Below are 26,754 nucleotides of genomic sequence, written 5' to 3'. Positions count from 1 at the left end.
CGCGATTTACCCACAAGTTATTGCGGTTATCCCCTATCAATTGTGGTTATCCCCAAGAAAAAACTTGCCAGACTGTTCCGCTGCAAGCACCATATCTTGTATAGGTGATGTGAACTTACACGCCTATTTGTGCAGGCTTCCATGCATGGTGGGCCAGGTCCCGCCCCGTGGAGCAGATTGAGAGGTGGCGAAATGGCCCTGTCCGAGCATTACCTTGAAGAAGAAATCCACCCCATTGATATCGTTGAAAATCTCGCGGCTCATCATGATTGGGAATTCGACCGCGTGGCGGATGACCAGATCGCCATGGCGGTCGAGGGGCAGTGGCGGACCTATTCGATCACGCTGGCATGGTCAGCTTACGACGAAACGCTGCGCCTGATCTGCACCTTTGAGATGGAGCCTCCGGCTGAAAAACTGCCGGAGCTTTACGAATTGTTAAACCTCGTCAACGATCAATGCTGGGCGGGGGCCTTCAGCTTCTGGGCCGATCAGCAGTTGATGGTCTACCGCTACGGGCTGGTTTTGGCGGGCGGACAGGTCGCGGGGCCAGAGCAGATCGACACGATGATCGGTGCCGCCGTCATGAGCGCGGAACGCTACTATCCTGCGCTGCAATTGCTCGTCTGGGGCGATCAATCCCCAAAGGCCGCGATGGACGTCGCCATTGCAGAGGCTTACGGCCGGGCGTAACAAAGTCCCCGAACAACTTCGGGGGATAGGATGAAAGACGGGAGAGTGGCACGCGACGGTCTGGTTTTGCTGGGCTGTGGCAAAATGGGATCGGCCATGTTGGAAGGCTGGCTGGCGAAGGGGCTGTCGGCAAGCGCGGTCTGGGTCGTGGACCCGAAACCGTCCGATTGGCTGCAAGATACCGGCGTGAATCTGAACGCCGACCTGCCCGCCGCGCCAGCGGTGGTGCTGGTGGCAGTTAAACCGCAGATGATGGCGGACGCGCTGCCGACGCTTCAGGCGATGGGCAATGGTGAGACGCTGTTCGTCAGCGTCGCGGCGGGCACGACCATCGGCTATTTCGAAAGCGTCCTCGGCGGGGACACGCCCATTGTGCGGGCCATGCCCAACACGCCTGCCGCCATTTCCAAAGGGATCACCGCCATCGTCGGCAACGCCAAGGTGGGCAGCCGGTCTCTGGATGAAGCCGAAACGCTGCTGAGCGCGGTGGGTGAGGTCGTCCGCCTGACCGAAGAGGCGCAGATCGACGCGGTCACCGGGGTCAGCGGCTCCGGCCCGGCCTATGTCTTTCACATGATCGAATGCATGACCACTGCCGGTGTGGCCCAAGGCCTGCCCGAGGAATTGGCGATGCAATTGGCCAAGGCGACGGTCGCCGGGGCAGGGGCGCTGGCGATGCAGGCTGAAGAGGATCCGGCGCAGCTGCGCGTCAACGTCACCAGCCCCAATGGTACGACCCAAGCGGCGCTTGAGGTTTTGATGGATGAGGCCGAAGGCTTCCCGCCCCTTCTCAAGCGCGCAGTCGCCGCCGCGGCGGACAGATCGCGGGAGCTGGCCAATGGCTGAGATCACTTTCGACGATTTCCTGAAGGTCGATATTCGCGTCGGCACCGTGACCCGGGCCGAAGCCTTTCCGGAAGCACGCAAACCGGCGATCAAAATCTGGGTGGATTTCGGCGAGGAGATCGGCGAGCGTAAGACCTCGGCCCAGATCACCGCGCATTATACACCGGAAACGCTTGTTGGACGGCAGGTTGTGGCCGTGGTTAACTTCCCCGCGCGCCAGATCGGGCCTTTCATGTCTGAGGTGCTGGTGCTCGGCCTGCCCGACAAGGACAGAGAGATCGTGCTTTTGTCGCCCGATCAAAAAGTGCCCGAAGGAGGGCGGATGCATTGAAAAAGATATTGATTGCCAGACCCTTGCCCAAAGAAGTCACCGAAGCGTTGAAGGGCTGCGAAGTGACGGTGCGCGAGGAAACCGCGCCGCTTTCGGGCGAAGAAATGCGCGCCGTGCTGCACGACTATGACGGGGTGATGCCGACCCTGGGGGATGCTTTCTCGGCCGAGGTTTTCGCCGATGTGCCCGAGCCGCGCTGCAAGATCCTCGCCAATTTCGGCGTCGGTTATAACCACATCGACGCGGCAGCGGCCCGCGCGGCGGGGGTGGAGGTGACCAACACGCCCGGCGCCGTCACCGATGCCACGGCGGATGTCGCCATGACGCTTATGCTCATGTCCGCCCGCCGCGCTGCCGAAGGGGAGCGGCTGGTGCGCTCCGGCGCATGGGCCGGTTGGCACCCAACGCAGATGCTGGGTCTGCATTTGACTGGCAAGCGGGTCGGCATCGTTGGCATGGGGCGGATCGGGCAGGCCATCGCGCGGCGCTGCCACTATGGGTTCGACATGCAGGTCAGCTATTTCAACCGCAGTGAGAAAGAGCTCGATTTCCCCGCTACCCGTGTCGAGAGCCTGACCGCGCTGGCTGAAGCCGTGGATGTGCTTGTCATCGCCGTGCCCGGCGGCGGCGAGACACGGCATCTCGTTGATGAAACCGTTCTCCGCGCGATGGAGCCCCATGCCCATTTGATCAACATCGCCCGCGGCGATGTGGTGCAGGAGGCCGCGTTGATCGAAGCCCTGCAAGCGGGGCGCATCGGCGGTGCGGGTTTGGATGTCTATGAGTTCGAGCCCAAGGTGCCGCAGGCGCTACGCGATCTCGACAATGTTGTGCTGCTGCCGCATCTCGGCACCGCGGCGCATGAGGTCCGTGTCGATATGGGGCTGATGGCGGTGGCCAATCTGCAAGCCTTCATCGACGGAGAGACCGCGCCAAACCGGGTTTAACCGTCGCCCACAGCGGCGCGCCAGTGTTTGCGGCAGAGCGAGACATAGGTCTCGTTCCCGCCGATCTGCACCTGCGCGCCGTCCCGCATCGCTTGCCCTTCGGCGTCGCGGCGCACGACCATCGTGGCTTTCTTGCCGCAATGGCAAATGGTGCGCACTTCGCGCATCTCATCGGCCAGCGCCAGCAGGGTGGCGGAGCCGGGGAAAAGCTCACCCCGGAAATCGACGCGAAGGCCAAAACACATGATCGGCACGCCCAGATCATCCACCGCGCGGGCCAGTTGCCAGACCTGCTCGACCTCCAAAAACTGCGCCTCATCGACAAAGATACAGGCGCAGGGGCCTTGCTCCAACCGGGCTTCGATCTTGGCCAGAAGGTCTTCGCCCGGGGCGAAAGTATCGGCCTCTTGCCCGATGCCGATACGGGAGGCGATGCGCCCTTCGCCCGCGCGGTTGTCGAACTGCGCGGTGAGCAAAAAGGGCACCATGCCGCGTTCCACATAGTTATGCGCCGCTTGAAGCAGCACCGTGGATTTCCCGGCGTTCATGGTGGAGTAATTGAAGTAGAGCTTTGCCATGGGCAGGGTGTTACGCCGCCCATGACAGCGGATCAAGATGCAAACCCCGCCCTGATCTTAGGGCCGGGCGCCGCGGGTTAGCCGCGCTTTTTGACGATGACGGAGCCGACGGAATAGCCCGCCCCGAAGGAGCAGATCAGCCCAGTGTCGCCGTCTTCCAGATCGTCGGAGTTCTTGGCGAAAGCGATGATCGACCCGGCGGAGGAGGTGTTGGCGTAGTCTTGCAGAATGTTGGGCTGTTCGCCCGGCTCAGGCTCCCGCCCCAGCACTTTGCGCCCGATGAAATCGTTCATCGACTTATTCGCCTGATGCAGCCAGATGCGCTTGAGGTCGGCGGACTCCAACCCGTTGTCGGCCATATGCCCGCCGATATGGTCGGCCACCATGGGTAACACTTCCTTAAACACTTTGCGCCCATTCTGCATGAACTGCATATCGCGCCGGTCGCTCAGCCCATCGGGGCGGGAGCGGCGGAGGAAGCCGTTGTTGTTGCGGATGTTGTTGGAATATTCGGTTGCGCAGCGGGTAGAGATGACGTCGAAACAGGGGCCTTCGACATCTTCGGCGCGTTCCAGCAGCGTGGCGGTGGCCACGTCACCAAAGATGAAGTGGCAATCGCGGTCACGCCATTCGAGGTGGGCGGAGCAAATCTCGGGGTTCACCACGAGGGCGGAGCGGATGGAGCCGGAGCGGATCATATCCGCCGCCGCCTGAATGCCGAAAGTGGCCGAAGAACAGGCGACGTTCATATCGAAGGCAAAGCCCTTCACGCCAAGAAGCTTCTGAATCTCGATGGCCACGGCAGGATAGGCGCGCTCGAGGTTGGAGGCGGCGCAGATCACCGCGTCCACATCCTCGGCACTCTTTCCAGCGGCGGCGAGCGCCTTTTGCGCGGCATCAATGGCCATTTCGGCCATGAGGGAAGGCTCCTCATCCGCGCGCTGGCGCAGCAGGGGGTGCATCACATTGGGGTCCAGCACGCCGGATTTATCCATGACATAGCGCTGTTCAATGCCGCTGGCTTTGACGATGAACTCTTCCGAAGAATGCGCCTTGGCCTCCAGGGTGCCCGCTTCGATCGCCTCGGCATTCTCGGCATTGTAGAGGTCGGCATAGGCGTTGAAGGCTTCGACCAGTTCGGCGTTGGTGATGGTTTGCTGCGGCGTGAAAACGCCCGTACCGGTGATGGCGGCTTGATACATCGGTGTGATCCCTTTCTCTCCAACGGCATGGCTGGTCTGATAAAGCTGAGCAGCCCCGGGCGAATTGCAAGGGCCGTTGTCATGTCGGTGCACTTTGATGCAGGGGGCAGCAAGGTGCAGGTTCCATACTTTAGCGAAACCGCACAGGACTTGCCACGGCTTTGACGGGGCAGACGTGTGAATGCCGCTACAGTTGCGAATTTTGATCGCCCCGGCCCCCGCGCGCTGGCTTGACTATGCAACCGGAAGCGCGCAGTGATTGAGCATTAGCAATCATTAATTGAACGAGAACAGTCAGGGTTTTTTTGAGGCAGCGGCCCCTCCGGCGCGTGATTTACAGGTCCACCATCCGCGGATGCCGCAGCCTAAAGCACAGAATTTGCTTACGGATTCAACCTCCGAAAAAGAGAGGTGTCATGAGGCGCAGTATTATCAGTCGAATGCTTTGCGAGCGGGCAAAGCGTTTTCGCAAGGACGAGGGCGGCGGCATGCTGGTCCTCATGTTGGTCGTGTTTTTCGGGATCACGATCTTTGGCGGGCTGGCCGTGGATCTGGCGAACCACGAGCGGACGCGGACCACCTTTCAGACCCACCTCGATAATGCCGTGCTCGCCGCGGCGAGCCTGTCACAAGACCTCGACCCTGAAGAAGTCGTGCGCAGCTATCTTACCTCAGCGGGGCTCGATCCTTCCGAGGTGGTGATCGACTCGAGCGAAGAAAAGATCGGCGGCATTCTGGTGGGGCGTACCGTCGAAGCCTCGCTCCCCGCCGGGCTGAACACCTATTTCTTCCGGTTTTTCGACATCGATTCACTCGGGATGACGATCAGCTCTGAGGCGACCGAACGGGTTGAGGATATCGAGATTTCGCTGGTGTTGGATGTGTCGGGGTCGATGGGGGAGAGGACCAGCGACCGCAGCGGGATCAAGCTGACCCTGCTGAAGAATGCGGCCATCGACTTCGTCGATACGATCCTAAGCGATACCGAAGAGGGACGCGTATCGATTTCGATCATTCCCTATTCGACCAAGGTAAATGCGGGAGAAGCTCTGCTGGGCCAGTATTCGACAACCACCGAACATAGCTATTCCCACTGCGTGGATTTCGATGGGAATGACTATGGTTCCTTGGCGATCGACCCCCAACAACAGATGCAACGGACAGGGCACTTCCAGTTCCAGAGCATGTCGAGTTCCAACCAGGAAAGGGGCCAATGGGTTTGCCGTAAAGACGCAGGCTTTGAAATTACTCCTTTGTCAGACTCGGTCGCGGCGCTGAGATCGCAAATCCTCGCTTTGACCGCCGAAGGGTCGACGTCGATCGACGTTGGTGCGAAGTGGGGGCTGGCCTTGCTCGACCCATCCGCACAGGGGCCGGTGAGCGGCTTGATCGACGCCGGTCTGGTCCCGCAGGAGTTTCAAGGCCGCCCGCACCCGCACGGGGCTGATAACAGTATGAAGGTTCTGGTGCTGATGACGGATGGTGAGAACTTTCCGGAATACCGTCTTGAGCCTGAGTATGCTTCCGGCGAGTCGGATGTGATCCGCACCGATTACGGGTCGGTGGTGTTCTATACAGTGGATTCTGCCGAACGCTCCAACGAATACGACGGGGATAATTCCTATCCTGAAGACTACTTTTATGCGACCCACCCTTGGGGCTCTGATCGTAGGTGGGATGATTACACACTGCTCAATCACCCCAGTCTAAGGCAATATAGGGATCAGGGGCAGGAAGAACGGCTCGACTGGCCCGAGGTTTGGGCCGAGATGTCCCCATATTACTACGGCTATAACCTCTATGGCCGGCGGCGGACGACAAGCTGGTGGGGCGGATCGCAGACTTGGAGTTCCCGCGCGAATAGTTTTTGGAACAACATGCACGACACCATCAGCGCGAGCGAGAAGGACCGCCGTCTGCGCCAAATCTGCGGCGTCGCGAACACCGCTGGCGTCGTGGTCTATTCCATCGGCATGGATGTCGACAGCACCAACTCCCTCAGCCTGTTGAAAGACTGCGCCTCTTCCGAGGCCCATTACTTCGACGTTCAGGGTCTGGAGATCCAAACCGCCTTCGACATGATCGCGGCGTCCATCTCTATGTTGAGGCTGACAAAATGATCCGCTTCGTCAAAGACCGCTTTCGCCGGTCCGAGGCGGGCGGGGTCACCATTGAGTTCGTCATTCTCTTGCCGCTCGTCTTTTACTTCTTCTTCCTCGCGCTTGAGACGGGCCTGTGGAGCGCGCGTGAGATCATGCTGCGCCGGGCCACGAATTTGGCCGTGCGGGACGTGCGTTTGGCCACCGGTTCTGTGCCAGGCTATGACGCGATGAAGGCGCTGATTTGTGAGCGGTCGGTTTTCGATGCGGGCTGCATCGAGAATATCCGGATCGAGATGCGCGCCATGCCGATTGCCGATTGGGCTGATCTGAACGGGGCTGCCCCCTGTGTCGACCGGGATGAGGATTTCGACCCGGCCAATGGTTTTCTGCCCGGTCAGCAGAACAACCTGATGATGATGCGGGTCTGTCGTTTGTTCGATCCGCTTTTGCCGGGGACAGGCTTGGGCCGGAAATTGCCCGAAGGGTCGGATGGCACATATGGCGTGCGGGTCACCACCGCTTTCGTGACGGAGCCGCGCGGATGAGGGGGATCGTATTCAAACGTTTCGTCCAGTCGGAAGAGGGCAGCCAGACGATTGCCTTTCTGGTTCTGCTGCCGTTGTTGGTCTGGTCGATTATGGCGATGCTGACCTTTACCGATGCCTTTCGGGTGCGCGGGATGGCGACCGATGCCACCGCCGTCATCGCCGACAGCCTGTCGCGGCAGACGACGCCAATTAACGCCGCTGATCTCTTGGGCCTGCAATCGGTGGCGGAGCAGCTCACCGGTTACGAAGTCTCTCTGCGCGTCACCCAGGTGCGGTGCATTCTGAATTGCGACAGTCTGGACCGCCGGATTTTGGCGGTGGATTTCTCGCAAGGCATCGGGCTGGACAGCCTGCTCGACCTCGACTTTATCGCGGGGCTTTCGCGCGAACGGGTGCCGCTGATGGCCAATGGTGACCGTCTGGTGTTGGTGGAGACTTCTTTCATGCACGAGCCGATTGCGCAGATCGGCTTGGAGGGCACGGAGGTCAACGTCTCGCATGCCACGCGAATGCGTTTCGCGCCTCAGCTTTGCTGGATCCGGTGCATCATCAGCTAAGCGGGCACCGATGCCCAAATGCGAAAGGGGCCGCCCGATGGGCAGCCCCTTTTCCTTATCCCTGAAGCGCTTTCACGCCGATCGCATCCTCGGCCTGCGCCTTGATCGCCAATGCGGCGGCATGGGCGCCTGCGGCGGTGGTGAAATAGGGGATCTTGTCATAGAGCGCGATGGAGCGGATCGACTTGCTGTCTTCGACCGCCTGTGCGCCTTCGGTGGTGTTCATCACCAGATGCACCTCGCCGTTCTTCATCATATCGGTGATGTCCGGGCGCCCCTCGTAGACCTTGTTCACCACATCGCAGGCATGACCATTGGCGGTAAGCCATTCCGCCGTGCCACGGGTGCCGATGAGGGTAAAGCCTTGGTCTAGCAGGATCTTCGCCGCATCCAGCATGTTCTGCCCCTTATCCGCATCCTTGACCGACAGGAAGGCGCAGCCCTTGCGCGGCAGCGGGTTGCCCGCGCCCATCTGCGCCTTGAGGAAGGCGCGGGGGAAGTCGCGGTCCCAGCCCATGACCTCACCGGTGGAGCGCATTTCTGGCCCCAGCAGCGTGTCGACGCCGGGGAAACGGGCAAAGGGCAGCACCGCCTCTTTGACCGAGAACCAAGGCATATTGGGGTCGGCCAGCGTCATCGGGTCGCCCAAGGGCAGCGTGTCTTCATAGGCGGCCTGATCGGGGTAGGCGGGGCGCTGCGGGAAATTGCTCAGCGGCTCGCCGGCCATGATCCGCGCGGCGATGGAGGCGATGGCGCTGTCGGTCGCCTTGGCCACGAAGGGCACGGTGCGCGAGGCACGGGGGTTCACCTCGATGAGGTAAATCTCGCCGTCCTTCACCGCGAACTGGATGTTCATCAAGCCTACGACGTTAAGCGCCTTGGCCAGCGCGCGGGTCTGCTCTTCGACCTCTTCGATCACCTCGCGCGGAAGAGAGTAGGGCGGCAGCGAACAGGCGCTGTCGCCGGAGTGGACGCCCGCCTCTTCGATGTGCTGCATGATGCCCGCCACATGGACATTCTCGCCGTCGCAGAGCGCGTCGACGTCAAGCTCCACCGCGCCCGACAGGTAGCTGTCGAGCAGCACCGGGCTGTCGCCCGAGACCACCACGGCATTGGTGATGTAGCGCTCAAGGCTGGCCTGATCGCGCACGATCTCCATCGCGCGACCGCCCAGAACATAGGAGGGGCGGATCACCAGCGGGAAACCGATTTCCTTGGCGATTTCCATCGCCTCCGCATCAGAATGGGCGATGCCATTGCGCGGCTGTTTCAGGCCGAGGTTCAGCACAAGCTGCTGGAAACGCTCACGGTCTTCGGCCAGATCGATCATGTCGGGCGTGGTGCCGAGGATCGGAATGCCCGCTTCTTGCAAACCATTGGCAAGCTTCAGCGGGGTCTGGCCGCCGAACTGGACGATGACGCCGTGTAGCGTGCCGTTCTCCTGCTCGACGCGCAGGATTTCCATGACATGCTCAAAGGTAAGCGGCTCGAAATACAGGCGGTCGGAGGTGTCATAGTCGGTCGAAACCGTCTCGGGGTTGCAGTTGACCATGATGGTTTCATAGCCCGCATCCGTCAGCGCGTAGCAGGCGTGGCAGCAGCAATAGTCGAACTCGATGCCCTGACCGATCCGGTTCGGGCCACCGCCGAGGATGACGACCTTCTTGCGGTCCGAGGGCCGCGCTTCGCATTCCGCCTCACCCATCAGCGGGGTTTCATAGGTGGAGTACATGTAGGGCGTCTGCGCCTCGAACTCGGCGGCGCAGGTGTCGATGCGTTTGAACACGGCCTTGACGCCGAGCGCCAGCCGCGCGTCGCGGACCTGTGCTTCGCGGCTGTCGGTCAGCATGGCGAGGCGGGCGTCGGTGAAGCCCATCATTTTCAACTCGCGGAAGGTATCGGCATCGCTTGGCAAGCCGTTTGCGCGAACGCCTTCCTCAGCCTCGATGATTTCACGGATGCGGGCAAGGAACCACGGGTCGAACATCGTATGCGCGTGCAGATCGTCATCCGACATGCCGTGGCGCATCGCTTGGGCGATGGTGCGCATCCGGTCGGGCGTGGGCGCCGACACGGCTTTGATAAGCGCCGCCATATTCTCAGGCGCGTCGCCGGGCAGGTCGTTGTTGAGCCCGGCGATTTCCACCTCGTCAAAGCCTGTAAGGCCCGATTCCATGGAGGCCAGCGCCTTTTGCAGGCTCTCGTGGATGGTGCGGCCAATGGCCATGGTCTCACCCACCGATTTCATCGCGGTGGTCAGGTTGGGCTCGGCCCCGGGGAATTTCTCAAAGGCGAATTTCGGGATCTTGGTGACCACATAGTCGATGGTCGGCTCGAAGGAGGCGGGGGTGACGCCGGTGATGTCGTTGTCGAGCTCATCTAGCGTGAAGCCCACGGCGAGCTTCGCGGCGATCTTGGCGATGGGGAAACCCGTGGCCTTGGACGCCAGCGCCGAGGAGCGGCTGACGCGCGGGTTCATCTCGATCACCACCATGCGGCCATCGGCAGGGTTCACCGCCCATTGCACGTTGGAACCACCGGTCTCCACCCCGATCTCGCGCAGCACCGCGATGGAGTGGTTGCGCATGATCTGGTATTCTTTGTCCGTCAGCGTCAACGCAGGGGCCACGGTGATGCTGTCGCCGGTGTGCACGCCCATCGGGTCGATGTTCTCGATCGAGCAGACGATGATGGCGTTGTCGGCGGTGTCGCGCACCACCTCCATCTCGTATTCCTTCCAGCCCAGCAGGCTCTCGTCGACGAGGATCTGGCCCATCGGCGAGGCATCCATGCCCGAGCGGCAGTAGAACTCATAATCCTCGCGGTTGTAGGCCACGCCGCCACCGGTGCCGCCCATGGTGAAGGCGGGGCGGATGATCGCGGGCAGGCCGACGTATTCAAGCGCTTCGAGCGCGAGGTTCACGCCAGCGGCGAGGTCTTTCTTGCCGTCCTCGCGCTTGGGCGCGGTGACGATGGTGGCTTTGGGGTTTTCGATGCCCAAACGGTCCATCGCCTCGCGGAAGAGCTTGCGGTCTTCGGCCATTTCGATGGCTTCGCGCTTGGCACCGATCATCTCGACGCCGAATTTCTCCAGCACGCCCATTTCTTCGAGCGCGAGCGAGGTGTTGAGGCCCGTCTGGCCGCCCATGGTGGGCAGCAGCGCATCGGGGCGCTCTTTCTCGATGATCTTGGCGACGATTTCGGGTGTGATGGGCTCGATATAGGTGGCATCGGCGAGGCCGGGATCGGTCATGATCGTGGCCGGGTTCGAGTTGACGAGGATGACGCGGTAGCCTTCCTCCTTCAGCGCCTTACAGGCTTGGGCGCCGGAATAGTCGAACTCGCAGGCTTGTCCGATGACAATCGGCCCCGCACCAATGATCATGATCGACTGGATGTCGGTACGTTTCGGCATGGCGGCCCCCTAATTTTGCAAATTGTCCTGCCTTATAGGGATGGCGGCACGGGCTGCAAGGGGGGAATGGCTTTGACGGCCCCAGAAATAAGGGCGGGGCCGCCGGTTCAACCCTTACGGGCGGTGTTTTGAGTCTCTGTCGGGGCGAAAGGGCTTAGCCCGTGGAGGCAGCCCCTTCGGCGTTTAGAAAGATGCGCAGCGTGGCTTCGAACTCGCGCGGTTTCTCTGCGTGCAGCCAATGCCCCGCGCCGGGGATTTTGGCAAAGCGCGCTTGTGGGAACAGCGCCTTAATCGGATTGCGATGTTCGGGCTGCACATAGTCCGAGGCACCGCCCGACAGAAACAGGGTCGGCCCCGCGAACTGGCCGGTCACATCCTCGGGCCAGCCGATGATCTTGGGCATCTCCGCCTCAAGCGCGTCGAGGTTCAGCCGCCAGCGCTTGCCGGGCAGGTCGAGCGATTGGGTGAAAAAGCTTTGCAACGCGCGCTCGACCCCGGCTGAGGCCAGTTGCGCCTCTGCGTCCGAGCGGCGCTCGACTTCGCTTAGGTCCACGCCGCGCATGGCGTCGATGAACATCTGCTGCGTATGGCCATAGGTGACGGGCGCAATGTCGGCGACGATTACGCGGCGCAGCAGGTCGGGCCGTGTCAGCGCCAGCATCATCACCGCTTTGCCGCCCATCGAGTGGCCGCAGATGTCCACCGGGCCGCCCAGATGGGTGATCACCTCGGCCAGATCCTGCGCCATTTCGGGATAGCTGTGGGTGTCGTGATGCGGGCTGCTGCCGTGGTTGCGCATGTCGACGGTGACGACATGACGCGCGTCCGCAAGACGCTTGGCGATCACGCCCCAGTTGCGGCCAGAGCCATAGAGGCCATGGACAATAAGCAGGGTCGGGCGGTCGGCGGCGGCTTCGCCATATTCGATGTAATTCAACATGTGGGCAAATTACGGGCATTGCAGCCCGGGGACCAGAGCGATTAGATGCGCGCATGATTGACCGGCAAAATTTCAACACCCGCGCCGAGGCGCTGCGCCCCCTGTTCGAGGACCGTCTGCGCATCAAGGCCCGTGACCTACGCGAGGCGTTTCACCGCGCCGGACCAGAACTGCCACGCGGCATTCGTGGTGACGGGGTGTTGCTCAGCAAGACCGAGCATCTGGTCGCCAATCCCCATATCGCCCGTCAGTTGGAAGATGCCCCGGTTTGGGCTGCCTTCAACCGGGTTGCGGCGCATTTGAAAGAGATCGACCCGAAGGCCCGGCGGCGCGGCATCATCCTTGACCGGCTGGCCGGGGTGGCCTTCAACATTCTGGTGGTTATCGTGGGTTTCGTAATCTGGCTTTGGTGGCGCGGCTACGTGTAAGCCGCCGCGCCGATGGGCTCAGGCCGGGTCGTAATCCGCGTCCGATACCTTTTCCATCCATTCGACCGCCTCACCGACCTGTGCCTCTTGCAGCGCGATGTGGGTCATGGCGCTGTCGGGCGCGGCCCCGTGCCAGTGTTTCTCACCGGGGCCGAACCAGACGACATCGCCTTTGTTCAGCGTTTGCACCGGGCTGCCTTCGGTCTGGGCGCGGCCTTTGCCTTCGGTGACGATCAGGGTCTGGCCCAGAGGGTGGACATGCCACGCGGTGCGCGCGCCGGGCTGAAAGGTCACCGTCACCCCGCGCAGGCGGGCGGGGGCGGGGGCCGAGATCAGCGGGGTCATTTCGACCTCTCCGGTGAAATAATCGTCGGGGCCGGGTTCAGAGGGGCGGCTGCCCTTGGGGTGAATGATCATGCGGTTCTCCTTTGCGAGAGAATGTGGCGCGGGGAGGGGGGATCGGCAAGGGGGCTGTCTGGCGATGATCGCCCGGAATTAAGGCCCTTTGCGCCGCCGGGCAGCGCCCGACCGCCCCATGGGCGGGCGCTTTTGCTGCCGGGCACATCACCTTGGCCGCACATCATGGTTGAGAAATAAAGCAGTAGGAACGCAGGTTGCGATGCCCACCCGCGGTCGGGCGCCGCCCGGCCGGAGGGTAAAGTGGCCCCCGCATCGCTGCGAGGGCCAGAGAGCTTACAGGTTCGGATACATCGGGAAACGCTGGCACAGCGCTTCGACTTCGGCTTTCACCTTGGCCTCGACCTCGGCATTGCCATCGGCACCATTGGCCGCCAGCCCGTCGACCACTTCAATGATCCAATCGGCGATCTGGCGGAACTCGGCCTCACCAAAGCCGCGTGTCGTGCCCGCAGGGGAGCCGAGACGGATGCCGCTCGTCACCATCGGCTTTTCCGGGTCAAACGGCACGCCGTTCTTGTTGCAGGTGATATGCGCGCGGCCCAGAGCCTTCTCGGTGTCGTTGCCCTTCACGCCTTTGGGGCGCAGGTCGACCAGCACAACATGGGTGTCGGTGCCATGGGTCACGGTGTCGAGGCCACCTTTGATCAACTGATCCGACAGCGCCTGCGCATTGGCGATGACCTGTTTGGCATAGGCTTTGAACTCAGGCTGCTGCGCTTCGCCAAAGGCCACGGCCTTGGCTGCGATCACATGCATCAGGGGGCCGCCCTGAATGCCGGGGAAGATGGCGGAGTTGATCTTTTTCGAGATCGCCTCGTCATTGGTCAGGATCATGCCGCCACGCGGGCCGCGTAGGGTCTTGTGGGTCGTGGTCGTCGCCACATGCGCATGGGGGAAGGGGGAGGGATGCTCGCCCGCTGCCACGAGCCCCGCGAAATGCGCCATATCGACCAGCAGATAGGCGCCCACGCTGTCGGCAATCTCGCGCATCTTGGCAAAGTCGATCTGACGCGGGATGGCAGAGCCACCGGCGATGATCATCTTGGGCTGATGCTCTTTCGCCAATTCGGCGACTTGGTCGTAGTCCAGCAGGTTGTCCTGTTTGCGCACACCGTATTGCACGGCGTTGAACCATTTGCCCGACTGGTTCGGCTTGGCCCCGTGGGTCAGGTGGCCGCCGGCATCAAGGCTCATGCCCAGAATGGTGTCGCCCGGTTGCAAAAGCGCTGTGAAGACACCTTGGTTCGCTTGGCTGCCGGAGTTCGGCTGCACATTGGCGAACTGGCAATCGAAAAGCGCGCAGGCGCGTTCGATGGCAAGGTTCTCGGCCACGTCGACATGCTCACAGCCGCCATAGTAGCGGCGGCCCGGATAGCCTTCGGCGTATTTGTTGGTCATGATGCTGCCCTGCGCCTCAAGCACCGCAGCCGAAACGATGTTCTCGCTGGCGATCAACTCGATCTCGTCGCGCTGGCGGCCCAGTTCGGCGTCGATCGCAGCGGCGAGGGCGGGGTCGGAATCAGCGAGAGATTTGGTGAAGAAATCGGACATCAGGGGATCCTCATTGGAGCTGGTTTCGCGTGTTGCCTATCGGAAACGCGGCCTGAGGTGAAGGCTGTAAACCGACAGGTTGCAAGATATGTGCGTCAACACTGGTGGCGCACGGAATAATGTGATTGTTTTGGCCCCAAACGCCGATGATCGGAAACTTCGCCGGAATGAGCCTGCTGACATGTCCTTAAAGATCGCTTTTGTGGCCAGCCGGGCCAGCGTGGCACAGACGGCGCGGGCCGCTTTGATCGGGCGTTATGGCGATGTGCCACTGCGTCAAGCCGAGGTGATCGTGGCGCTTGGGGGCGACGGGTTCATGCTGCACACGCTGCACAGCACCCAAGACATGGACGCGCCGGTCTATGGGATGAACCGGGGCACCATCGGCTTTTTGATGAACGCCTACCGAGAGGGCGACCTGCAAGCGCGGTTGGCGGCGGCGGAAGAGGCGGTGATCAACCCTCTGGTCATGCGCGCCACCCATATCGACGGGACGATTTCGACCGCGCTGGCGATTAACGAGGTGTCTTTGCTGCGCGCGGGGCCGCAGGCGGCCAAGCTGCGCATCACGATAGATGGGCGTCAGCGGATGGAGGAGCTGGTCTGCGACGGGGCGCTGGTGGCGACCCCTGCGGGCTCCACCGCCTATAACTACTCGGCCCATGGGCCGATCCTGCCCATCGGTTCTGACGTTTTGGCCCTGACCCCGATCGCCGCTTTCCGCCCGCGCCGCTGGCGTGGGGCCTTGCTGCCGAAACGGGCCACGGTGCGTTTCGATGTGCAAGAACCGCAGAAACGCCCCGTGATGGCCGATGCCGACGGCCAGTCGCACCGCGATGTCACGACGGTTGAAGTTTCCTCGGACCCCAGCGTCAGCCACCGGATCCTCTTCGATCCCGGTCATGGGCTGGAAGAGCGGTTGATCTCGGAACAGTTCAACTGACCGGGAAGGGCGGCGCCTTTCCGCCGCACCTCGCGCTCGCCGGAACCCTAACTTCGCGCCAGCGTTGAGCCTGCAAGAGCGGGATCCCCCCGCGTCTTAACAGCCGAAGAAAGGAGACCTAAGATGAATTGGGACCGTATCGAAGGCAATTGGAACCAGATGACCGGCGCGGTGAAATCGCAATGGGGCGATCTGACCGATGACGAAATCGCCGAAGCCCGCGGCAACCGCGAGCAACTCGTTGGCAAGATCCAAGAACGCTATGGCATCGCCAAAGACGAGGCCGAGCGTCAAGTCGATGACTTCGCCGCGAAATACTAAGTTTCGTCGGCAGAATTAAAAAAGGCGACCCCCTGAGGGTCGCCTTTTGCGTTTCAAGAGAGGCTCAAGCCTCGTGCCACGCGCGGTCACCCTTGTCGTCTTTGACACGGGTGGGCAGGCCGATGTCGTCGAGCAGACCGAAGAGGGGCTTGGGGTCCAACTCTTCGACATTGACCATGGTGGCGGTGTCATAGGTGCCATCGGCGATCAGCATCGCAAAGGCCACCGGCGGCACGCCCGCGGTGTAGGAAATGCCTTGGCTGCCCACTTCGTTATAGGCGTCCTTGTGATCGGCGACGTTATAGACAAAGACCTCAACCTCTTCGCCGTCCTTCACGCCTTTCACCAGATCGCCAATGCAGGTCTTGCCGGTGTAGTTGGGCGCAAGGCTCGACGGGTCGGGCAGCACGGCTTTCACCACTTTCAGCGGGACGACCTCCAGCCCCTCGGCGGTGGTCACGGGCTGCTCGGACAGCAGGCCGAGGTTTTGCAAGACGGTGAAGACGTTGATGTAGTGGTCGCCAAAACCCATCCAGAAGCGCACGTCGGCCTGCGGGTAGTTCGCCGACAGCGAATGCACCTCGTCATGGCCCGACAGATAGGCCTTCTGCTTGCCGACCACGGGCAGGTCCCATTCGCGACCCACTTCGAACATCTTGTTCTCTTGCCACGCGCCTTCCTGCCAGCTGTAGACCGTGCCGGTGAACTCGCGGAAGTTGATCTCAGGGTCGAAGTTGGTCGAGAAATACTTGCCGTGGTTGCCCGCGTTGATATCGACGATGTCGATGGATTTGACCTCATCCATGAATTCATCCACCGCGAAACGCGCGAAGGCGTTGACCATGCCCGGATCGAAACCGGCGCCGAGGATCGCGGTCACGCCCGCTTCGGCGCAGGCCTCGCGGCGCTTCCACTCGTAGTTGCCATACCACGGCGGGGTCTCGCAGATCTTGGTCGGGTCTTCGTGGATCGCCGTGTCGATATAGGCGGCACCGGTGTCGATGCAGGCTTGAAGCACGGTCATGTTCACGAAAGGCGAGCCCACGTTGATGACGATCTGGCAGCCGGTCTCCTTGATCAGGGCGGCCACGGCATCGGTGTCCATTCCGTCAACGGCATGCGCCTTGAAGACGCCGTCTTGCTTCATCGCGTTTTTCTCATGCACGCTGGCGATGATCGCCTCGCATTTGGAGACCGTGCGGCTGGCGATATGCAAGTCACCCAAACGGTCATTATTCTGCGCGCATTTATGCGCCACGACCTGTGCGACGCCGCCCGCGCCGATGATAAGAACATTGCGTTTCATAGTGTTGACCTCTTTCCTTGTCACGACAGGGCGGCGGCGAAATCGTCATAATCGAAATCGCGCACCATTCGGGTGGTTCCGTCCAACTCGCGCACCGCGATGCCGGGCATCTTCACGCCGTTGAACCAGTTTTTCTTGACCATCGTGTAACCGGCAGCGTCCTGAAACGAGAGCCGGTCGCCCGCTTTCAGCGGCGCATCGAAGCGAAACTCGCCAAAGATATCGCCCGCAAGGCAGGACTTGCCGCAGATCATCCATTCGTGGTCACCGCTGTCGGGGCTCACCTTCGCAGGCTCACGGTAGATCAGCAGATCGAGCATATGCGCCTCGATGGAACTGTCCACGATGGCGAGGTTCTTGCCGTTGTACATCGTGTCGAGCACGGTGACCTCCAGCGTCGCCGCCCCGGTGATCGCGGCCTCCCCGGGCTCAAGGTAGACCTGCACGCCAAAGCGGTCGGCAAAGGCCTTGAGCCGCAGCGCCAGGTCGTCGAGCGGATAGCCTTCGCCGGTGAAATGGATGCCGCCGCCGAGGCTGATCCACTCCATCTTATGCAGCACCGCGCCGAAGCGGTCTTCGATCAGGGTCAGCATCTCATCGAAACGGGCGAAGTCGTCATTCTCGCAGTTGTTGTGAAACATCAACCCGCTGATCCGGTCCGCAACCGCGTCGATCGCCGCAGGCTCATGCTCGCCCAGGCGGCTGAAGGGGCGGGCGGGGTCGGCGAGATCAAAGTCCGAGGTGGACACGCCGGGGTTCACCCGCAGCCCCCGGATATGGCCCTGCGATTGCGCATCGAACTTGTCGAGCTGGCCGATGGAGTTGAAGATGATCTTGTCGGCATGGCCCAGCACCTCGTCGATCTCATGCTCGGCGTAGGCCACCGAATATGCATGGGTCTCGCCGGGGAATTTCTCGGCCCCGAGCCGCACTTCGTAAAGCGACGAGGAAGTCGAGCCGTCCATATACTCGGACATGAAGTCAAAGACCGACCATGTAGCAAAGCACTTCAGCGCCAGCAGGCAACGCGCACCGGAAAGCGCGCGGAGGCGGGCGATCTTTTCCATATTGTCGCGGAGATTGGCCTTGTCGATCAGGTAATAGGGTGTCTGCACGTCGAAAACCTTTCTGCGCGGCCGGAGGGCAAGCTCCGGGAGGGAAAAGACCCACTGAATGTGCTGTCGTGGTTGGCCCCGCCGGGGGGCATTTCCGGGGGCGCTTCGCATATTTTGCGCAAGCAACGCAATTGTAAAAAACGCGCGGGCTGGGCTGCGCGCGCGTTTCTGTGGGGGTAACTGTAGCGCCGGACCGGCAAAGGTCCACCGCCATGTGATTTTTGGCTAGCTCTGCGGGTAGCCGATGCCACTCAGCGCCGTGCGGATTTCGTCCAAGATCGCCGGGTCGTCGATGGTGGCGGGGGTCTTGAAATCCTCCCCATCGGCGATCTTCACCATCGTCGCGCGCAGGATCTTGCCCGAGCGGGTCTTGGGCAGGCGGTCGACCACCACGGCCTGTTTGAAGGCGGCGACGGGGCCGATCTGCTCGCGCATCCGGGTGACGCATTCGGAAACGATTTCCTCATGCGGGCGGTCGACACCCTTGGTCAGGCAGAGAAACCCGACCGGCATCTGTCCTTTAAGCTCATCGCTGACCCCCACAACCGCGCATTCCGCCACGTCGGGGTGACCGGCCAAGACCTCTTCCATCGCGCCGGTCGAGAGGCGGTGGCCCGCGACGTTGATCACGTCATCGGTGCGCGCCATGATCCAGACATAGCCGTCCTCGTCGATCCGGCCCGCATCGCCCGTCTCGTAATAGCCGGGGAAGGTGCTGAGGTAGGATTTGCGAAAACGGTCTTCGGCGTTCCAGAGCCCCGGCAGGGTGCCGGGGGGCAGGGGCAGCTTGATGGCGATGGCGCCCAACTCTCCGGCGGGCAGGGGGTCGCCGCGCTCATCCAAAATCTGCACGTCATAGCCCGGCATCGGCACGGTTGGGGAGCCGACCTTGACCGGCAGCGCCTCAAGCCCCGCCGGATTCCCGACGATGGTATAGCCGGTCTCGGTCTGCCACCAGTGATCGTAGACCGGCTTGCCCAGTTTCTCCTGCGCCCATTCGACGGTATCGGGATCGGCCCGCTCCCCCGCCAGATAGAGCGCACGCAGGCTCGACAGGTCGTATTTCTTGATCTCCTCGCCCTCGGGGTCTTCGCGTTTAACGGCGCGAATGGCGGTGGGGGCGGTAAAGAAGCTCGCCACGCCATGTTCCTCAATCACCCGCCAGAAGGTGCCGGCATCGGGCGTGCCCACGGGCTTGCCTTCGAACACGACGGTGGTGTTCCCGGCGATCAGCGGGGCGTAGCAGATATAGCTGTGCCCCACGACCCAGCCCACGTCCGAGGCGGCCCAAAAGACCTCTCCCGGTTCGACGTTATAGACGTTTTTCATGGTCCAGTTCAGCGCCACCAGATGCCCCGCCGTGGGCCGCACCACGCCCTTGGGTGCGCCGGTGGTGCCGGATGTGTAGAGAATATAGGCCGGGTGGTTCCCCTCCACAGGCACGCAGGGCGCCGGGCGCACGCCGTCTTGGGCGGCGTACCAATCGATGTCCCGCTCGGGGTTCAACTCGCAGGGTTTCTGGCCGCGTTGCAGGATGATGCAGGTGTCAGGCTTGTGGCTGGCCTGTTCGATGGCTCCGTCAAGCAGCGGTTTGTAATCCACCACCCGCGACGGCTCCACCCCGCAGGAGGCGGCGATGATCGCCTTGGGTTTGCAATCGTCGATCCGCACCGCCAATTCGCTAGAGGCGAAACCGCCGAAGACCACGGAATGGATCGCGCCGATGCGCGCGCAGGCCAGCATCGCCTCCACCGCTTCGGGGACCATGGGCATATAGATCACCACGCGGTCGCCCTTCTCGACGCCCTGCGCCACCAACGCCCCGGCGAGCGAGGCGACATGGGCCTGCAACTCCCCATAGGTCAGGGTGGATTTGCTGCCGGTGATCGGGCTGTCATGGATGATCGCCACGCGTTTGCCGTTGCCTTGGTCGACATGGCGGTCCACGGCGTTGTAGCAGGTGTTCACACTGGCATCCGCGAACCATTCGTAGATATGGTCGCCCCGATCAAACAGCGCGCGCGTCGGCGCGATGTCCCAGTCGATCGCCTCGGCTTGCTCTAGCCAATAGGCTTCCGGGTCGGCCTTCCAGCGGTCGTAGGTGTCGCGATATCCCATGGTGTTCCTCCTCCTGTTGCGCTGTCCGGCAAACCCGTGGCCCGGGTATAGCTGTGCTGATGCGCAATTATTTCCAGTCACTCTGGCCGCTTAGAAAGATTTCGGCAAGCGGAACGCTATTGTTCCTGTCAGTCGCGCCGCGTCATGCTAAATTGGGCGGAAATTCACTGTTTTTCCGGAGCCTGCCATTATGCGTCTCGCCCTTTCTTTGCCTCTTGCATCCTGCCTTGCCATCGTTGCCGCGCTGCCTGCCGCGGCGCAGGACCGTAGCATCAACTTCGCCCTGCGCGGCGGTGTCGGCGCGGCGCCGGATTATCCGGGCGCCAGCAGCTATCGCGCGACGCCGGATTTGGCCTTTACCTTCGGCACGCTGGAATGGGGCGGGCGCAAGATCGGCACCAACATTGGCGAAGCGCCCAAGACCGGTTTCGGCTTCACTGGCGCGTTCCGCTATCTGGGCGAACGTGACAGTTCCGATCACGCGGAGCTTGCGGGGCTTGAGGATATCGACGCAGCGGTCGAACTGGGCTTTGGCGTGGTCTACCGCGAGGTGAACTGGCAGGTCTTCGGCAAGGTGCGCCGTGGCTTTGGCGGCCATGAAGGCGTGACCGGCGACATCGGCGGCGATGTGATCTTCCGCCCCGATGAACGCTGGACTATCACCGCAGGCCCGCGTTTCAGCCTTGGCAACGACACCTATGCTGACACCTATTACGGCGTCGACACCGCCACCACGAACTTCGCCGCTTATGAGGCCGGTGGCGGTCTGCTCGGCGCGGGTGTCGAGGTTGAGGCGACCTATCGTTTGGACGAGGCATGGGCGCTGGAAGGGGCCGTGGCCTATCAACGCCTGCTGAATGACGCTGCCGACAGCCCGATCACGCAGGCCGGGTCAGAGGATCAATGGACCATGCGCATTGGCGTCAGCCGCGCCTTTACTTGGCGGTTCTAAACGGCTTTGCGCCGCCCCTTGAGGGCGGCGCCTTGTCTTGTCTTAGCCGTAATGCGCGACCGGCGTGCCCGCGATGGCGCCCACGTTCAGCAGCCCGCGCGCGGTGATCGAGGGCGACACGATATGCGCCCGGTTGCCCATGCCCATCAGGATCGGCCCGACCTCAAGCCCGTCGCCCTTCATTTTCAGGATGTTGCGCACGCCCGAGGCAGCATCGGCATGGGCAAAGACCAGCACATTGGCGGCCCCTTCCATCCGGTTGCAGGGCAGCAGCCGCGCGCGCAACTCGGCATCAAGCGCGGTGTCGATGTTCATCTCACCTTCGTAGACGAAATCATGATTGCCCGCGTCGAGGATCTCCAGCGCCGCGCGCAGACGTTTGCCCGACCCTTCGCCCTGATTGCCGAACTGGCTTTGTGAGCAGAGCGCGACTTTCGGCTCGATGCCAAAACGGCGGACGTGACGGGCGGCCCCGATGGCGATCTCGGCGATCTGTTCGGGGGTGGGGTGCAGGTTCACTTGGGTATCCGCGATGAAAAGCGGCCCGTCTTCGAGGATCATCATCGAAAGCGCGCCATGCGGGCGGAAACCGTCGCGGCCCAGCACTTGGTTGACGTAATTGAGGTGCCAGCCAAATTCGCCAAAGGTGCCGCAGATCAGGCTGTCGGCCTCACCACGATGCACCATGACGGCGCCAATGGCGGTGGTATTGGTGCGCATGATTGCCCGCGCGATGTCGGGGCTGACGCCGCGGCGGCACATCAGGCTGTGGTAGGTCTCCCAATAGTCGCGGTAGCGGGGGTCGTTCTCGGGGTTCACCAGATCGACGTTTTGGCCCAGTTGCAGGTTCAGACCCGCCTTTTCGATGCGCCGTTCGATCACCTCGGGGCGGCCAATCAGAATGGGCCGTTCCACCGTTTCTTCGATGATCGCTTGCGCGGCGCGCAGCACGCGTTCGTCCTCCCCCTCGGCAAAGACCAGACGGCGGGGGGAGGAGCGGGCGGATTCAAAGACCGGGCGCATGATCAGCGCCGATTTGAACACCGATCCGTCGAGTTTGCGCTTGTAGGCGTCGAGGTCTTCGATGGGCCGCGCCGCCACGCCCGTCTCCATCGCGGCCTTGGCCACGGCGGAGGAGACGACGCCGATGAGGCGCGGATCGAAGGGTTTTGGGATCAGATATTCCGCGCCAAAAGTCAGCTGCTCGCCCTGATAGGCCGCTGCCGCCTCCGCGCTCGTGGTGGCGCGGGCGAGGGCGGCGATACCGTCGATACAGGCGATCTTCATCTCGTCGTTGATCGTGGTCGCACCCACGTCCAGCGCGCCCCGGAAGATGAAGGGGAAGCAGAGCACGTTGTTGACCTGATTGGGAAAATCGCTGCGCCCTGTGGCAATGATCGCATCCGGTGCCACGGCGCGGGCGACATCGGGCAGGATTTCCGGCGTGGGGTTCGCCAGCGCGAAGATGATCGGGCGTTTGGCCATCTTCGCCACCATCTCGGGCGAGAGCACACCGGGACCGGAGAGGCCGAGGAAGAGGTCGGCCCCGTCGATCACATCATCCAACGTGCGCAGGTCGGATTTCTGTGCATATTCGGCTTTGCTGGGGTTCATATCCTCGGTCCGGCCGTCATAAACCAGCCCGTTGATGTCGCAGAGCCAGACGTTCTCGCGCTTCACGCCGAGTTTCAGCAGCATGTTGAGGCAGGCGATGCCCGCAGCCCCGCCCCCGGTGGAGACGATCTTGATGTCCTCGAAACGTTTGCCCGCCACATGCAGCGCGTTCTTGGCGGCGGCGCCGACGACGATGGCGGTGCCGTGCTGGTCATCATGGAAAACGGGGATGTTCATGCGCTCGCGGCAGATCTTCTCGACTACGAAACAGTCGGGCGCCTTGATGTCTTCGAGGTTGATCGCGCCAAAGCTTGGCTCCATCGCGCAGACGATCTCGGCCAGTTTCTCGGGGTCGGATTGATCAAGCTCGATGTCGAAACAGTCGATATTGGCGAACTTCTTGAAGAGCACGGCCTTGCCCTCCATCACCGGTTTCGAGGCCAGCGCGCCGATATTGCCCAGCCCCAGCACCGCGGTGCCATTGCTGACCACGGCCACCAGATTGCCGCGCGAGGTATAGCGCGCGGCGGTGTCGGGGTCGTTCTTGATCTCGATGCAGGCCTCGGCCACGCCCGGTGAATAGGCCCGCGCCAGATCGCGGCCATTGGCCAGCGGTTTGGTCGCGCGGATCTCCAGTTTCCCGGGCCGGGGGTGTTCGTGGTAATCCAATGCAGCTTGGCGCAGGTTGGGGGTGTCGGACATCGTTTATGCTTCTCCCGAATAATGGTTTAGCGTTAAACTAATTTTCGCGCGCAGGCAAAGCGGCTTTTGGCGGGGGCGGTCTGGGCGCCGGATGGCTTTGCCCCAGCGTCGCCCTTGCAGGTCATTTTGCGCGGGCTTTTAAGAGGCGATTGAGGGGACATGTGGTTTTGCATCGCACAGGGCGGGGCAATTTTCTATAGTCCGAGAAAAGGGAGAGCCTAATGACTGATTTGCGCGACGCGGCTGTGTTGGTGCGGGAAAACGCCCATGCGCCCTATTCGAATTTCAAGGTCGGCGCGGCGATCCGCACTGCCTCGGGCGCGGTGTTCAGTGGCTGCAATGTCGAAAACGTCGCCTACCCGCAGGGCACCTGCGCCGAGGCGGGTGCGATTGCCGCCATGGTGGCGGCGGGCGAGCGTGAGATCGCCGAGGTCTATGTCGTGGCGGGCAGCGATATGCCGGTGACGCCTTGCGGCGGCTGCCGCCAGAAACTGGCGGAATTCTCAGGCGGGGATGTATCCGTGACCATGGCGACCGTGGCGGGCAAGGAACAGCAGACCACCATGGGCGACTTGCTGCCGGGGGCCTTTGGCGCCGCCCATATGCAGGGTTAACCGCATGAGCGCGCGGGACATTCTAGCGCGGCTGCGCCATGGTGAGGCATTGGATGCAGAGGCGCTGACCTGGATGGCCGGGGCGCTGGCCGATGGACGTGTCAGTGACGCGCAGGCCGGGGCCTTCGCCATGGGCATCTGCCTTAATGGTTTGGACCAGCAGGGCCGCGTGGCGCTGACCCTCGCGATGCGCGATTCGGGGCAGGTGTTGGACTGGGATTTGGATGGCCCCGTGCTCGACAAACATTCGACCGGCGGGGTGGGCGATTGCGTCTCATTGATCCTCGCCCCCGCGCTGGCCGCCTGCGGGGCCTATGTGCCGATGATCTCGGGTCGGGGGCTGGGGCATACGGGCGGCACGCTCGACAAGCTTGAGGCGATCCCCGGCGTCAGCACGCAGTTGGAAGAGGCCCGCTTTCGCGACGTGGTGCGGGACGTGGGCTGCGCCATCGTCAGCGCCAGTGGCGACATCGCCCCGGCGGATCGGCGGCTTTATGCGGTGCGGGATGTGACCTCGACCGTGGATTCGCTCGATCTGATCACCGCGTCGATCCTGTCGAAAAAGCTCGCCGCTGGGCTGGATGGGCTGGTGTTGGATGTAAAGGTCGGCTCGGGCGCTTTCATGAAGGAGCTCGCGCAGGCGCGTGCCTTGGCCGAAGCGCTGAGCGGCACCGCCACGGCGGCGGGCTGCCCGACGACGGCGGTGATCAGCGACATGAACCAGCCGCTGGTGCCGAGCCTTGGCAACGCGCTGGAGGTGGCCGAGGTGATGCGGGTGCTGACCGGGGCGGTGACGGGGCCGATCCTTGATGTGGCGGCTGAATTGGGCGGTGGGCTTCTTGCCAATGGCGGTCTGGCCGCGACGGCTGAGGCGGGGGCCGAAGCCCTGCGCACGGCGGTCCGCGATGGCCGCGCGTTGGAGCGTTTCACCCGGATGCTCAGCGCCATGGGCGCACCTGCCGATTTCGCCGAAAACTGGGAGCGCATTCTGCCCAAAGCCCCGGTGATCCGAACGGTTCCCGCGCCGCGCGGCGGCTACGTGAGCGCGATCGACGGCGCGGCACTCGGCATGGCGGTGGTCAATCTCGGCGGGGGCCGACTGGTCGAGGCGGACCAGATCGATCCGGCGGTGGGCCTGTCGCAGGTGCGGCGCTTGGGCGAAGAGGTCCGCGCGGGCGCGCCTTTGGCCACGGTCCACGCAGCGGGAGAGGCGGCTGCGGATGCGGCAGAGGCGGCGGTTCTGGCGGCAATCACGCTAGGCGATAGGGCGGTTGAAGTGCCGGATTTGATCTTGGAAAGGATCGGCTGATGGAACGTGCATTCTTGGTCGTGATCGATTCCGTGGGCATCGGCGGGGCGCCGGACGCGGGGGATTTCTTTAACGGTGATCTGCCCGATACCGGGGCCAATACGCTGGGCCATATCGCGCAGGCCTGTGCCGCGGGAGAGGCCGAAGAGGGGCGCAGCGGGCCGCTGGCCCTGCCCAATCTCGACCGGTTGGGTCTGGGGGCCGCGCTGAAGCTGGCCAGCGGGATGGAGGCGCCGGGTCTGGGGGCTGCGCCCGAAGGCCGCTGGGGCGCTGCGACGGAGGTTTCGCAGGGCAAAGACACCCCCTCGGGCCATTGGGAATTGGCCGGGCTGCCGGTGCCTTGGGCATGGCATTACTTCCCGGATGAAACGCCTGCCTTTCCCGCAGACCTGACCGCAGAGGTCGCGCGGCTCGCGGGCACCGATGGCATCTTGGGCAATTGCCACGCCTCTGGCACGGCGATCATCGAACAGCTGGGGGCGGAGCATTGCGAAAGCGGCTGGCCGATCTGCTATACCTCTGCCGACAGCGTGTTCCAGATCGCCGCGCATGAAGAGACCTTTGGCCTCGATCGCCTTTTGAAGCTGTGCCAAGACATCGCGCCGCGGCTGCATGAGATGAAGGTGGGCCGTGTCATCGCACGGCCCTTCACCGGGGAAGTGGGTGCATTCCAGCGCACCGCGAACCGGCGCGACTATGCCATCACCCCGCCCAAACCCGTGCTGACCAATTGGGTGCAGAACGCCGGAGGGCGGGTCTATGCGGTGGGCAAGATTGGCGACATCTTTACCATGCAGGGCATCGACGAGCTGCGCAAAGGGCCGGATGCCAAGCTGATGGATCATCTGCATGATCTGGTGGGTGAAGCCGAAGAGGGCAGCCTGACCTTCGCCAATTTCGTGGAGTTCGACAGTCTTTACGGGCACCGCCGCGATGTGTCGGGCTATGCCCGCGCGTTGGAGTGGTTCGATGCCGAGATCGGCAAGGTGATCGCCGCACTGCGCGACGGCGACATGCTGGTGGTCACGGCGGACCATGGCAATGATCCGACATGGGCGGGCAGCGATCACACCCGCGAAAGGGTGCCGGTACTGGTCGCCGGGACCGGGGCAGGGGCGTTGGGGCAAATCGGCTTTACCGATGTCGCAGCCCTCGTCGCCAGGCATCTGGGGGTAGAGGTGCCGCAGTAGCCGCGCAGCCTT

The 26,754-nt window shown here is 62.7% G+C and carries 24 protein-coding genes; 14 read left to right on the top strand and 10 right to left on the bottom strand.

Annotated features, from left to right (window positions below):
- Positions 1-192: 192 nt before the first annotated feature.
- Genes ACGYLO_RS06245 through ACGYLO_RS06230 form a run of 4 tightly spaced genes read left to right on the top strand, consistent with a single transcriptional unit; the run spans position 193 to position 2,817 of the window.
- Positions 193-693 (top strand): YbjN domain-containing protein, encoded by a 501-nt coding sequence (locus ACGYLO_RS06245; protein ID WP_271688136.1) that lies wholly within the window; start codon positions 193-195, stop codon positions 691-693.
- Positions 694-723: 30 nt separating this feature from the next.
- Entirely contained in the window at positions 724-1,539 is an 816-nt protein-coding gene (gene proC / locus ACGYLO_RS06240; protein ID WP_271688134.1) for a pyrroline-5-carboxylate reductase, read from the top strand.
- On the top strand, positions 1,532-1,870 hold the full coding sequence (locus tag ACGYLO_RS06235) for a tRNA-binding protein (RefSeq protein WP_271688133.1): 339 nt from the start codon (positions 1,532-1,534) through the stop codon (positions 1,868-1,870). The genes proC and ACGYLO_RS06235 overlap by 8 nt, the downstream gene beginning before the upstream one ends.
- The gene (locus ACGYLO_RS06230; protein WP_271688131.1) at positions 1,867-2,817 is read left to right on the top strand and encodes a D-glycerate dehydrogenase; all 951 of its coding nucleotides are present in this window, start codon (positions 1,867-1,869) and stop codon (positions 2,815-2,817) included. Before ACGYLO_RS06235 ends, ACGYLO_RS06230 begins: the two co-directional genes overlap by 4 nt.
- On the opposite strand, the gene ACGYLO_RS06225 is transcribed toward ACGYLO_RS06230, so the two are convergent.
- Both ACGYLO_RS06225 and ACGYLO_RS06220 read right to left on the bottom strand, forming a co-directional pair.
- Complete coding sequence (locus tag ACGYLO_RS06225) at positions 2,814-3,395, bottom strand: thymidine kinase (protein ID WP_067267300.1); 582 nt, start codon at positions 3,393-3,395, stop codon at positions 2,814-2,816. The genes ACGYLO_RS06230 and ACGYLO_RS06225 overlap by 4 nt on opposite strands.
- 77 nt (positions 3,396-3,472) lie before the next feature.
- Positions 3,473-4,597 (bottom strand): beta-ketoacyl-ACP synthase III, encoded by a 1,125-nt coding sequence (locus tag ACGYLO_RS06220; protein ID WP_271688129.1) that lies wholly within the window; start codon positions 4,595-4,597, stop codon positions 3,473-3,475.
- Positions 4,598-5,013: 416 nt separating this feature from the next.
- On the opposite strand from ACGYLO_RS06220, the gene ACGYLO_RS06215 reads away from it, so the two are divergent.
- The 3 genes from ACGYLO_RS06215 to ACGYLO_RS06205 are packed head-to-tail and all read left to right on the top strand — an operon-like array spanning position 5,014 to position 7,804.
- Positions 5,014-6,717, top strand: coding sequence for a TadE/TadG family type IV pilus assembly protein (locus tag ACGYLO_RS06215; RefSeq protein ID WP_271688128.1), 1,704 nt, complete (start codon positions 5,014-5,016; stop codon positions 6,715-6,717).
- A complete protein-coding gene (locus ACGYLO_RS06210) occupies positions 6,714-7,244 on the top strand; it encodes a TadE/TadG family type IV pilus assembly protein (RefSeq protein WP_271688127.1) in 531 nt (176 codons plus the stop codon). The genes ACGYLO_RS06215 and ACGYLO_RS06210 overlap by 4 nt, the downstream gene beginning before the upstream one ends.
- Positions 7,241-7,804 carry a TadE/TadG family type IV pilus assembly protein gene (locus tag ACGYLO_RS06205; protein ID WP_271688126.1) on the top strand — a complete coding sequence of 188 codons (564 nt, stop codon included), beginning with the start codon at positions 7,241-7,243 and terminating at the stop codon, positions 7,802-7,804. Before ACGYLO_RS06210 ends, ACGYLO_RS06205 begins: the two co-directional genes overlap by 4 nt.
- Positions 7,805-7,859: 55 nt before the next feature.
- Here the strand turns inward: ACGYLO_RS06205 and carB are convergent, their stop codons facing one another.
- Both carB and ACGYLO_RS06195 read right to left on the bottom strand, forming a co-directional pair.
- Positions 7,860-11,219 carry a carbamoyl-phosphate synthase large subunit gene (gene carB, locus ACGYLO_RS06200; RefSeq protein ID WP_271688124.1) on the bottom strand — a complete coding sequence of 1,120 codons (3,360 nt, stop codon included), beginning with the start codon at positions 11,217-11,219 and terminating at the stop codon, positions 7,860-7,862.
- Between the two features lie 154 nt (positions 11,220-11,373).
- The gene (locus ACGYLO_RS06195; protein ID WP_271688123.1) at positions 11,374-12,159 is read right to left on the bottom strand and encodes an alpha/beta fold hydrolase; all 786 of its coding nucleotides are present in this window, start codon (positions 12,157-12,159) and stop codon (positions 11,374-11,376) included.
- 53 nt (positions 12,160-12,212) lie between these two features.
- Between ACGYLO_RS06195 and ACGYLO_RS06190 the strand changes: the two genes are divergently transcribed.
- The gene (locus ACGYLO_RS06190; protein WP_271688121.1) at positions 12,213-12,587 is read left to right on the top strand and encodes a hypothetical protein; all 375 of its coding nucleotides are present in this window, start codon (positions 12,213-12,215) and stop codon (positions 12,585-12,587) included.
- 18 nt (positions 12,588-12,605) lie between these two features.
- On the opposite strand, the gene ACGYLO_RS06185 is transcribed toward ACGYLO_RS06190, so the two are convergent.
- Together ACGYLO_RS06185 and glyA are read right to left on the bottom strand one after the other, a co-directional pair.
- A complete protein-coding gene (locus ACGYLO_RS06185; protein WP_271688119.1) occupies positions 12,606-13,004 on the bottom strand; it encodes a cupin domain-containing protein in 399 nt (132 codons plus the stop codon).
- Between the two features lie 276 nt (positions 13,005-13,280).
- Complete coding sequence (gene glyA / locus ACGYLO_RS06180) at positions 13,281-14,558, bottom strand: serine hydroxymethyltransferase (protein WP_259945921.1); 1,278 nt, start codon at positions 14,556-14,558, stop codon at positions 13,281-13,283.
- Between the two features lie 181 nt (positions 14,559-14,739).
- Between glyA and ACGYLO_RS06175 the strand changes: the two genes are divergently transcribed.
- Positions 14,740-15,501 (top strand): NAD kinase, encoded by a 762-nt coding sequence (locus ACGYLO_RS06175; protein WP_067267283.1) that lies wholly within the window; start codon positions 14,740-14,742, stop codon positions 15,499-15,501.
- Positions 15,502-15,624: 123 nt separating this feature from the next.
- Positions 15,625-15,822, top strand: coding sequence for a CsbD family protein (locus ACGYLO_RS06170; protein WP_067267282.1), 198 nt, complete (start codon positions 15,625-15,627; stop codon positions 15,820-15,822).
- A 64-nt stretch (positions 15,823-15,886) separates the two neighbouring features.
- Here the strand turns inward: ACGYLO_RS06170 and ACGYLO_RS06165 are convergent, their stop codons facing one another.
- The 3 genes from ACGYLO_RS06165 to ACGYLO_RS06155 all read right to left on the bottom strand — a co-directional run bounded on the left by ACGYLO_RS06165 (position 15,887) and on the right by ACGYLO_RS06155 (position 20,361).
- A complete protein-coding gene (locus ACGYLO_RS06165; protein WP_271688118.1) occupies positions 15,887-17,128 on the bottom strand; it encodes a saccharopine dehydrogenase family protein in 1,242 nt (413 codons plus the stop codon).
- Positions 17,129-17,148: 20 nt separating this feature from the next.
- Entirely contained in the window at positions 17,149-18,243 is a 1,095-nt protein-coding gene (locus tag ACGYLO_RS06160) for a carboxynorspermidine decarboxylase (protein ID WP_271688117.1), read from the bottom strand.
- A gap of 225 nt (positions 18,244-18,468) precedes the next feature.
- Positions 18,469-20,361, bottom strand: a complete 1,893-nt coding sequence (locus ACGYLO_RS06155; protein WP_271688116.1) for a propionyl-CoA synthetase — start codon at positions 20,359-20,361, stop codon at positions 18,469-18,471.
- A gap of 190 nt (positions 20,362-20,551) precedes the next feature.
- Between ACGYLO_RS06155 and ACGYLO_RS06150 the strand changes: the two genes are divergently transcribed.
- The gene (locus ACGYLO_RS06150) at positions 20,552-21,313 is read left to right on the top strand and encodes a MipA/OmpV family protein (RefSeq protein WP_271688115.1); all 762 of its coding nucleotides are present in this window, start codon (positions 20,552-20,554) and stop codon (positions 21,311-21,313) included.
- 42 nt (positions 21,314-21,355) lie between these two features.
- Here the strand turns inward: ACGYLO_RS06150 and ACGYLO_RS06145 are convergent, their stop codons facing one another.
- A complete protein-coding gene (locus tag ACGYLO_RS06145) occupies positions 21,356-23,629 on the bottom strand; it encodes an NADP-dependent malic enzyme (RefSeq protein WP_271688113.1) in 2,274 nt (757 codons plus the stop codon).
- A 221-nt stretch (positions 23,630-23,850) separates the two neighbouring features.
- Between ACGYLO_RS06145 and ACGYLO_RS06140 the strand changes: the two genes are divergently transcribed.
- The 3 genes from ACGYLO_RS06140 to ACGYLO_RS06130 are packed head-to-tail and all read left to right on the top strand — an operon-like array spanning position 23,851 to position 26,742.
- Positions 23,851-24,243: a cytidine deaminase gene (locus tag ACGYLO_RS06140; RefSeq protein ID WP_067267269.1), complete on the top strand. Its 393-nt coding sequence runs from the start codon at positions 23,851-23,853 to the stop codon at positions 24,241-24,243.
- Between the two features lie 4 nt (positions 24,244-24,247).
- Entirely contained in the window at positions 24,248-25,552 is a 1,305-nt protein-coding gene (locus tag ACGYLO_RS06135) for a thymidine phosphorylase (protein ID WP_271688112.1), read from the top strand.
- On the top strand, positions 25,552-26,742 hold the full coding sequence (locus ACGYLO_RS06130) for a phosphopentomutase (protein ID WP_271688111.1): 1,191 nt from the start codon (positions 25,552-25,554) through the stop codon (positions 26,740-26,742). Before ACGYLO_RS06135 ends, ACGYLO_RS06130 begins: the two co-directional genes overlap by 1 nt.
- Positions 26,743-26,754: the final 12 nt, after the last annotated feature.

Origin of the sequence: Sulfitobacter sp. 1A13353 (genome assembly GCF_043557255.1) — a bacterium.
GTDB lineage: Bacteria > Pseudomonadota > Alphaproteobacteria > Rhodobacterales > Rhodobacteraceae > Sulfitobacter > Sulfitobacter faviae.
This window is presented reverse-complemented; position numbering and strand designations above follow the sequence as displayed.

What these genes read in the sequence shown, in the direction of transcription:
- ACGYLO_RS06215 (WP_271688128.1), top strand. Translation starts at nt 5,014, where the DNA reads ATGAGGCGCAGTATTATCAGTCGAATGCTTTGCGAGCGGGCAAAGCGT.
- ACGYLO_RS06185 (WP_271688119.1), bottom strand. Translation starts at nt 13,004, where the DNA reads ATGATCATTCACCCCAAGGGCAGCCGCCCCTCTGAACCCGGCCCCGAC.
- ACGYLO_RS06195 (WP_271688123.1), bottom strand. Translation starts at nt 12,159, where the DNA reads ATGTTGAATTACATCGAATATGGCGAAGCCGCCGCCGACCGCCCGACC.
- glyA (WP_259945921.1), bottom strand. Translation starts at nt 14,558, where the DNA reads ATGTCCGATTTCTTCACCAAATCTCTCGCTGATTCCGACCCCGCCCTC.
- ACGYLO_RS06145 (WP_271688113.1), bottom strand. Translation starts at nt 23,629, where the DNA reads ATGTCCGACACCCCCAACCTGCGCCAAGCTGCATTGGATTACCACGAA.
- ACGYLO_RS06235 (WP_271688133.1), top strand. Translation starts at nt 1,532, where the DNA reads ATGGCTGAGATCACTTTCGACGATTTCCTGAAGGTCGATATTCGCGTC.
- proC (WP_271688134.1), top strand. Translation starts at nt 724, where the DNA reads ATGAAAGACGGGAGAGTGGCACGCGACGGTCTGGTTTTGCTGGGCTGT.
- ACGYLO_RS06135 (WP_271688112.1), top strand. Translation starts at nt 24,248, where the DNA reads ATGAGCGCGCGGGACATTCTAGCGCGGCTGCGCCATGGTGAGGCATTG.
- ACGYLO_RS06225 (WP_067267300.1), bottom strand. Translation starts at nt 3,395, where the DNA reads ATGGCAAAGCTCTACTTCAATTACTCCACCATGAACGCCGGGAAATCC.
- carB (WP_271688124.1), bottom strand. Translation starts at nt 11,219, where the DNA reads ATGCCGAAACGTACCGACATCCAGTCGATCATGATCATTGGTGCGGGG.
- ACGYLO_RS06210 (WP_271688127.1), top strand. Translation starts at nt 6,714, where the DNA reads ATGATCCGCTTCGTCAAAGACCGCTTTCGCCGGTCCGAGGCGGGCGGG.
- ACGYLO_RS06155 (WP_271688116.1), bottom strand. Translation starts at nt 20,361, where the DNA reads ATGGGATATCGCGACACCTACGACCGCTGGAAGGCCGACCCGGAAGCC.
- ACGYLO_RS06175 (WP_067267283.1), top strand. Translation starts at nt 14,740, where the DNA reads ATGTCCTTAAAGATCGCTTTTGTGGCCAGCCGGGCCAGCGTGGCACAG.
- ACGYLO_RS06140 (WP_067267269.1), top strand. Translation starts at nt 23,851, where the DNA reads ATGACTGATTTGCGCGACGCGGCTGTGTTGGTGCGGGAAAACGCCCAT.
- ACGYLO_RS06130 (WP_271688111.1), top strand. Translation starts at nt 25,552, where the DNA reads ATGGAACGTGCATTCTTGGTCGTGATCGATTCCGTGGGCATCGGCGGG.
- ACGYLO_RS06205 (WP_271688126.1), top strand. Translation starts at nt 7,241, where the DNA reads ATGAGGGGGATCGTATTCAAACGTTTCGTCCAGTCGGAAGAGGGCAGC.
- ACGYLO_RS06150 (WP_271688115.1), top strand. Translation starts at nt 20,552, where the DNA reads ATGCGTCTCGCCCTTTCTTTGCCTCTTGCATCCTGCCTTGCCATCGTT.
- ACGYLO_RS06190 (WP_271688121.1), top strand. Translation starts at nt 12,213, where the DNA reads ATGATTGACCGGCAAAATTTCAACACCCGCGCCGAGGCGCTGCGCCCC.
- ACGYLO_RS06220 (WP_271688129.1), bottom strand. Translation starts at nt 4,597, where the DNA reads ATGTATCAAGCCGCCATCACCGGTACGGGCGTTTTCACGCCGCAGCAA.
- ACGYLO_RS06170 (WP_067267282.1), top strand. Translation starts at nt 15,625, where the DNA reads ATGAATTGGGACCGTATCGAAGGCAATTGGAACCAGATGACCGGCGCG.
- ACGYLO_RS06165 (WP_271688118.1), bottom strand. Translation starts at nt 17,128, where the DNA reads ATGAAACGCAATGTTCTTATCATCGGCGCGGGCGGCGTCGCACAGGTC.
- ACGYLO_RS06245 (WP_271688136.1), top strand. Translation starts at nt 193, where the DNA reads ATGGCCCTGTCCGAGCATTACCTTGAAGAAGAAATCCACCCCATTGAT.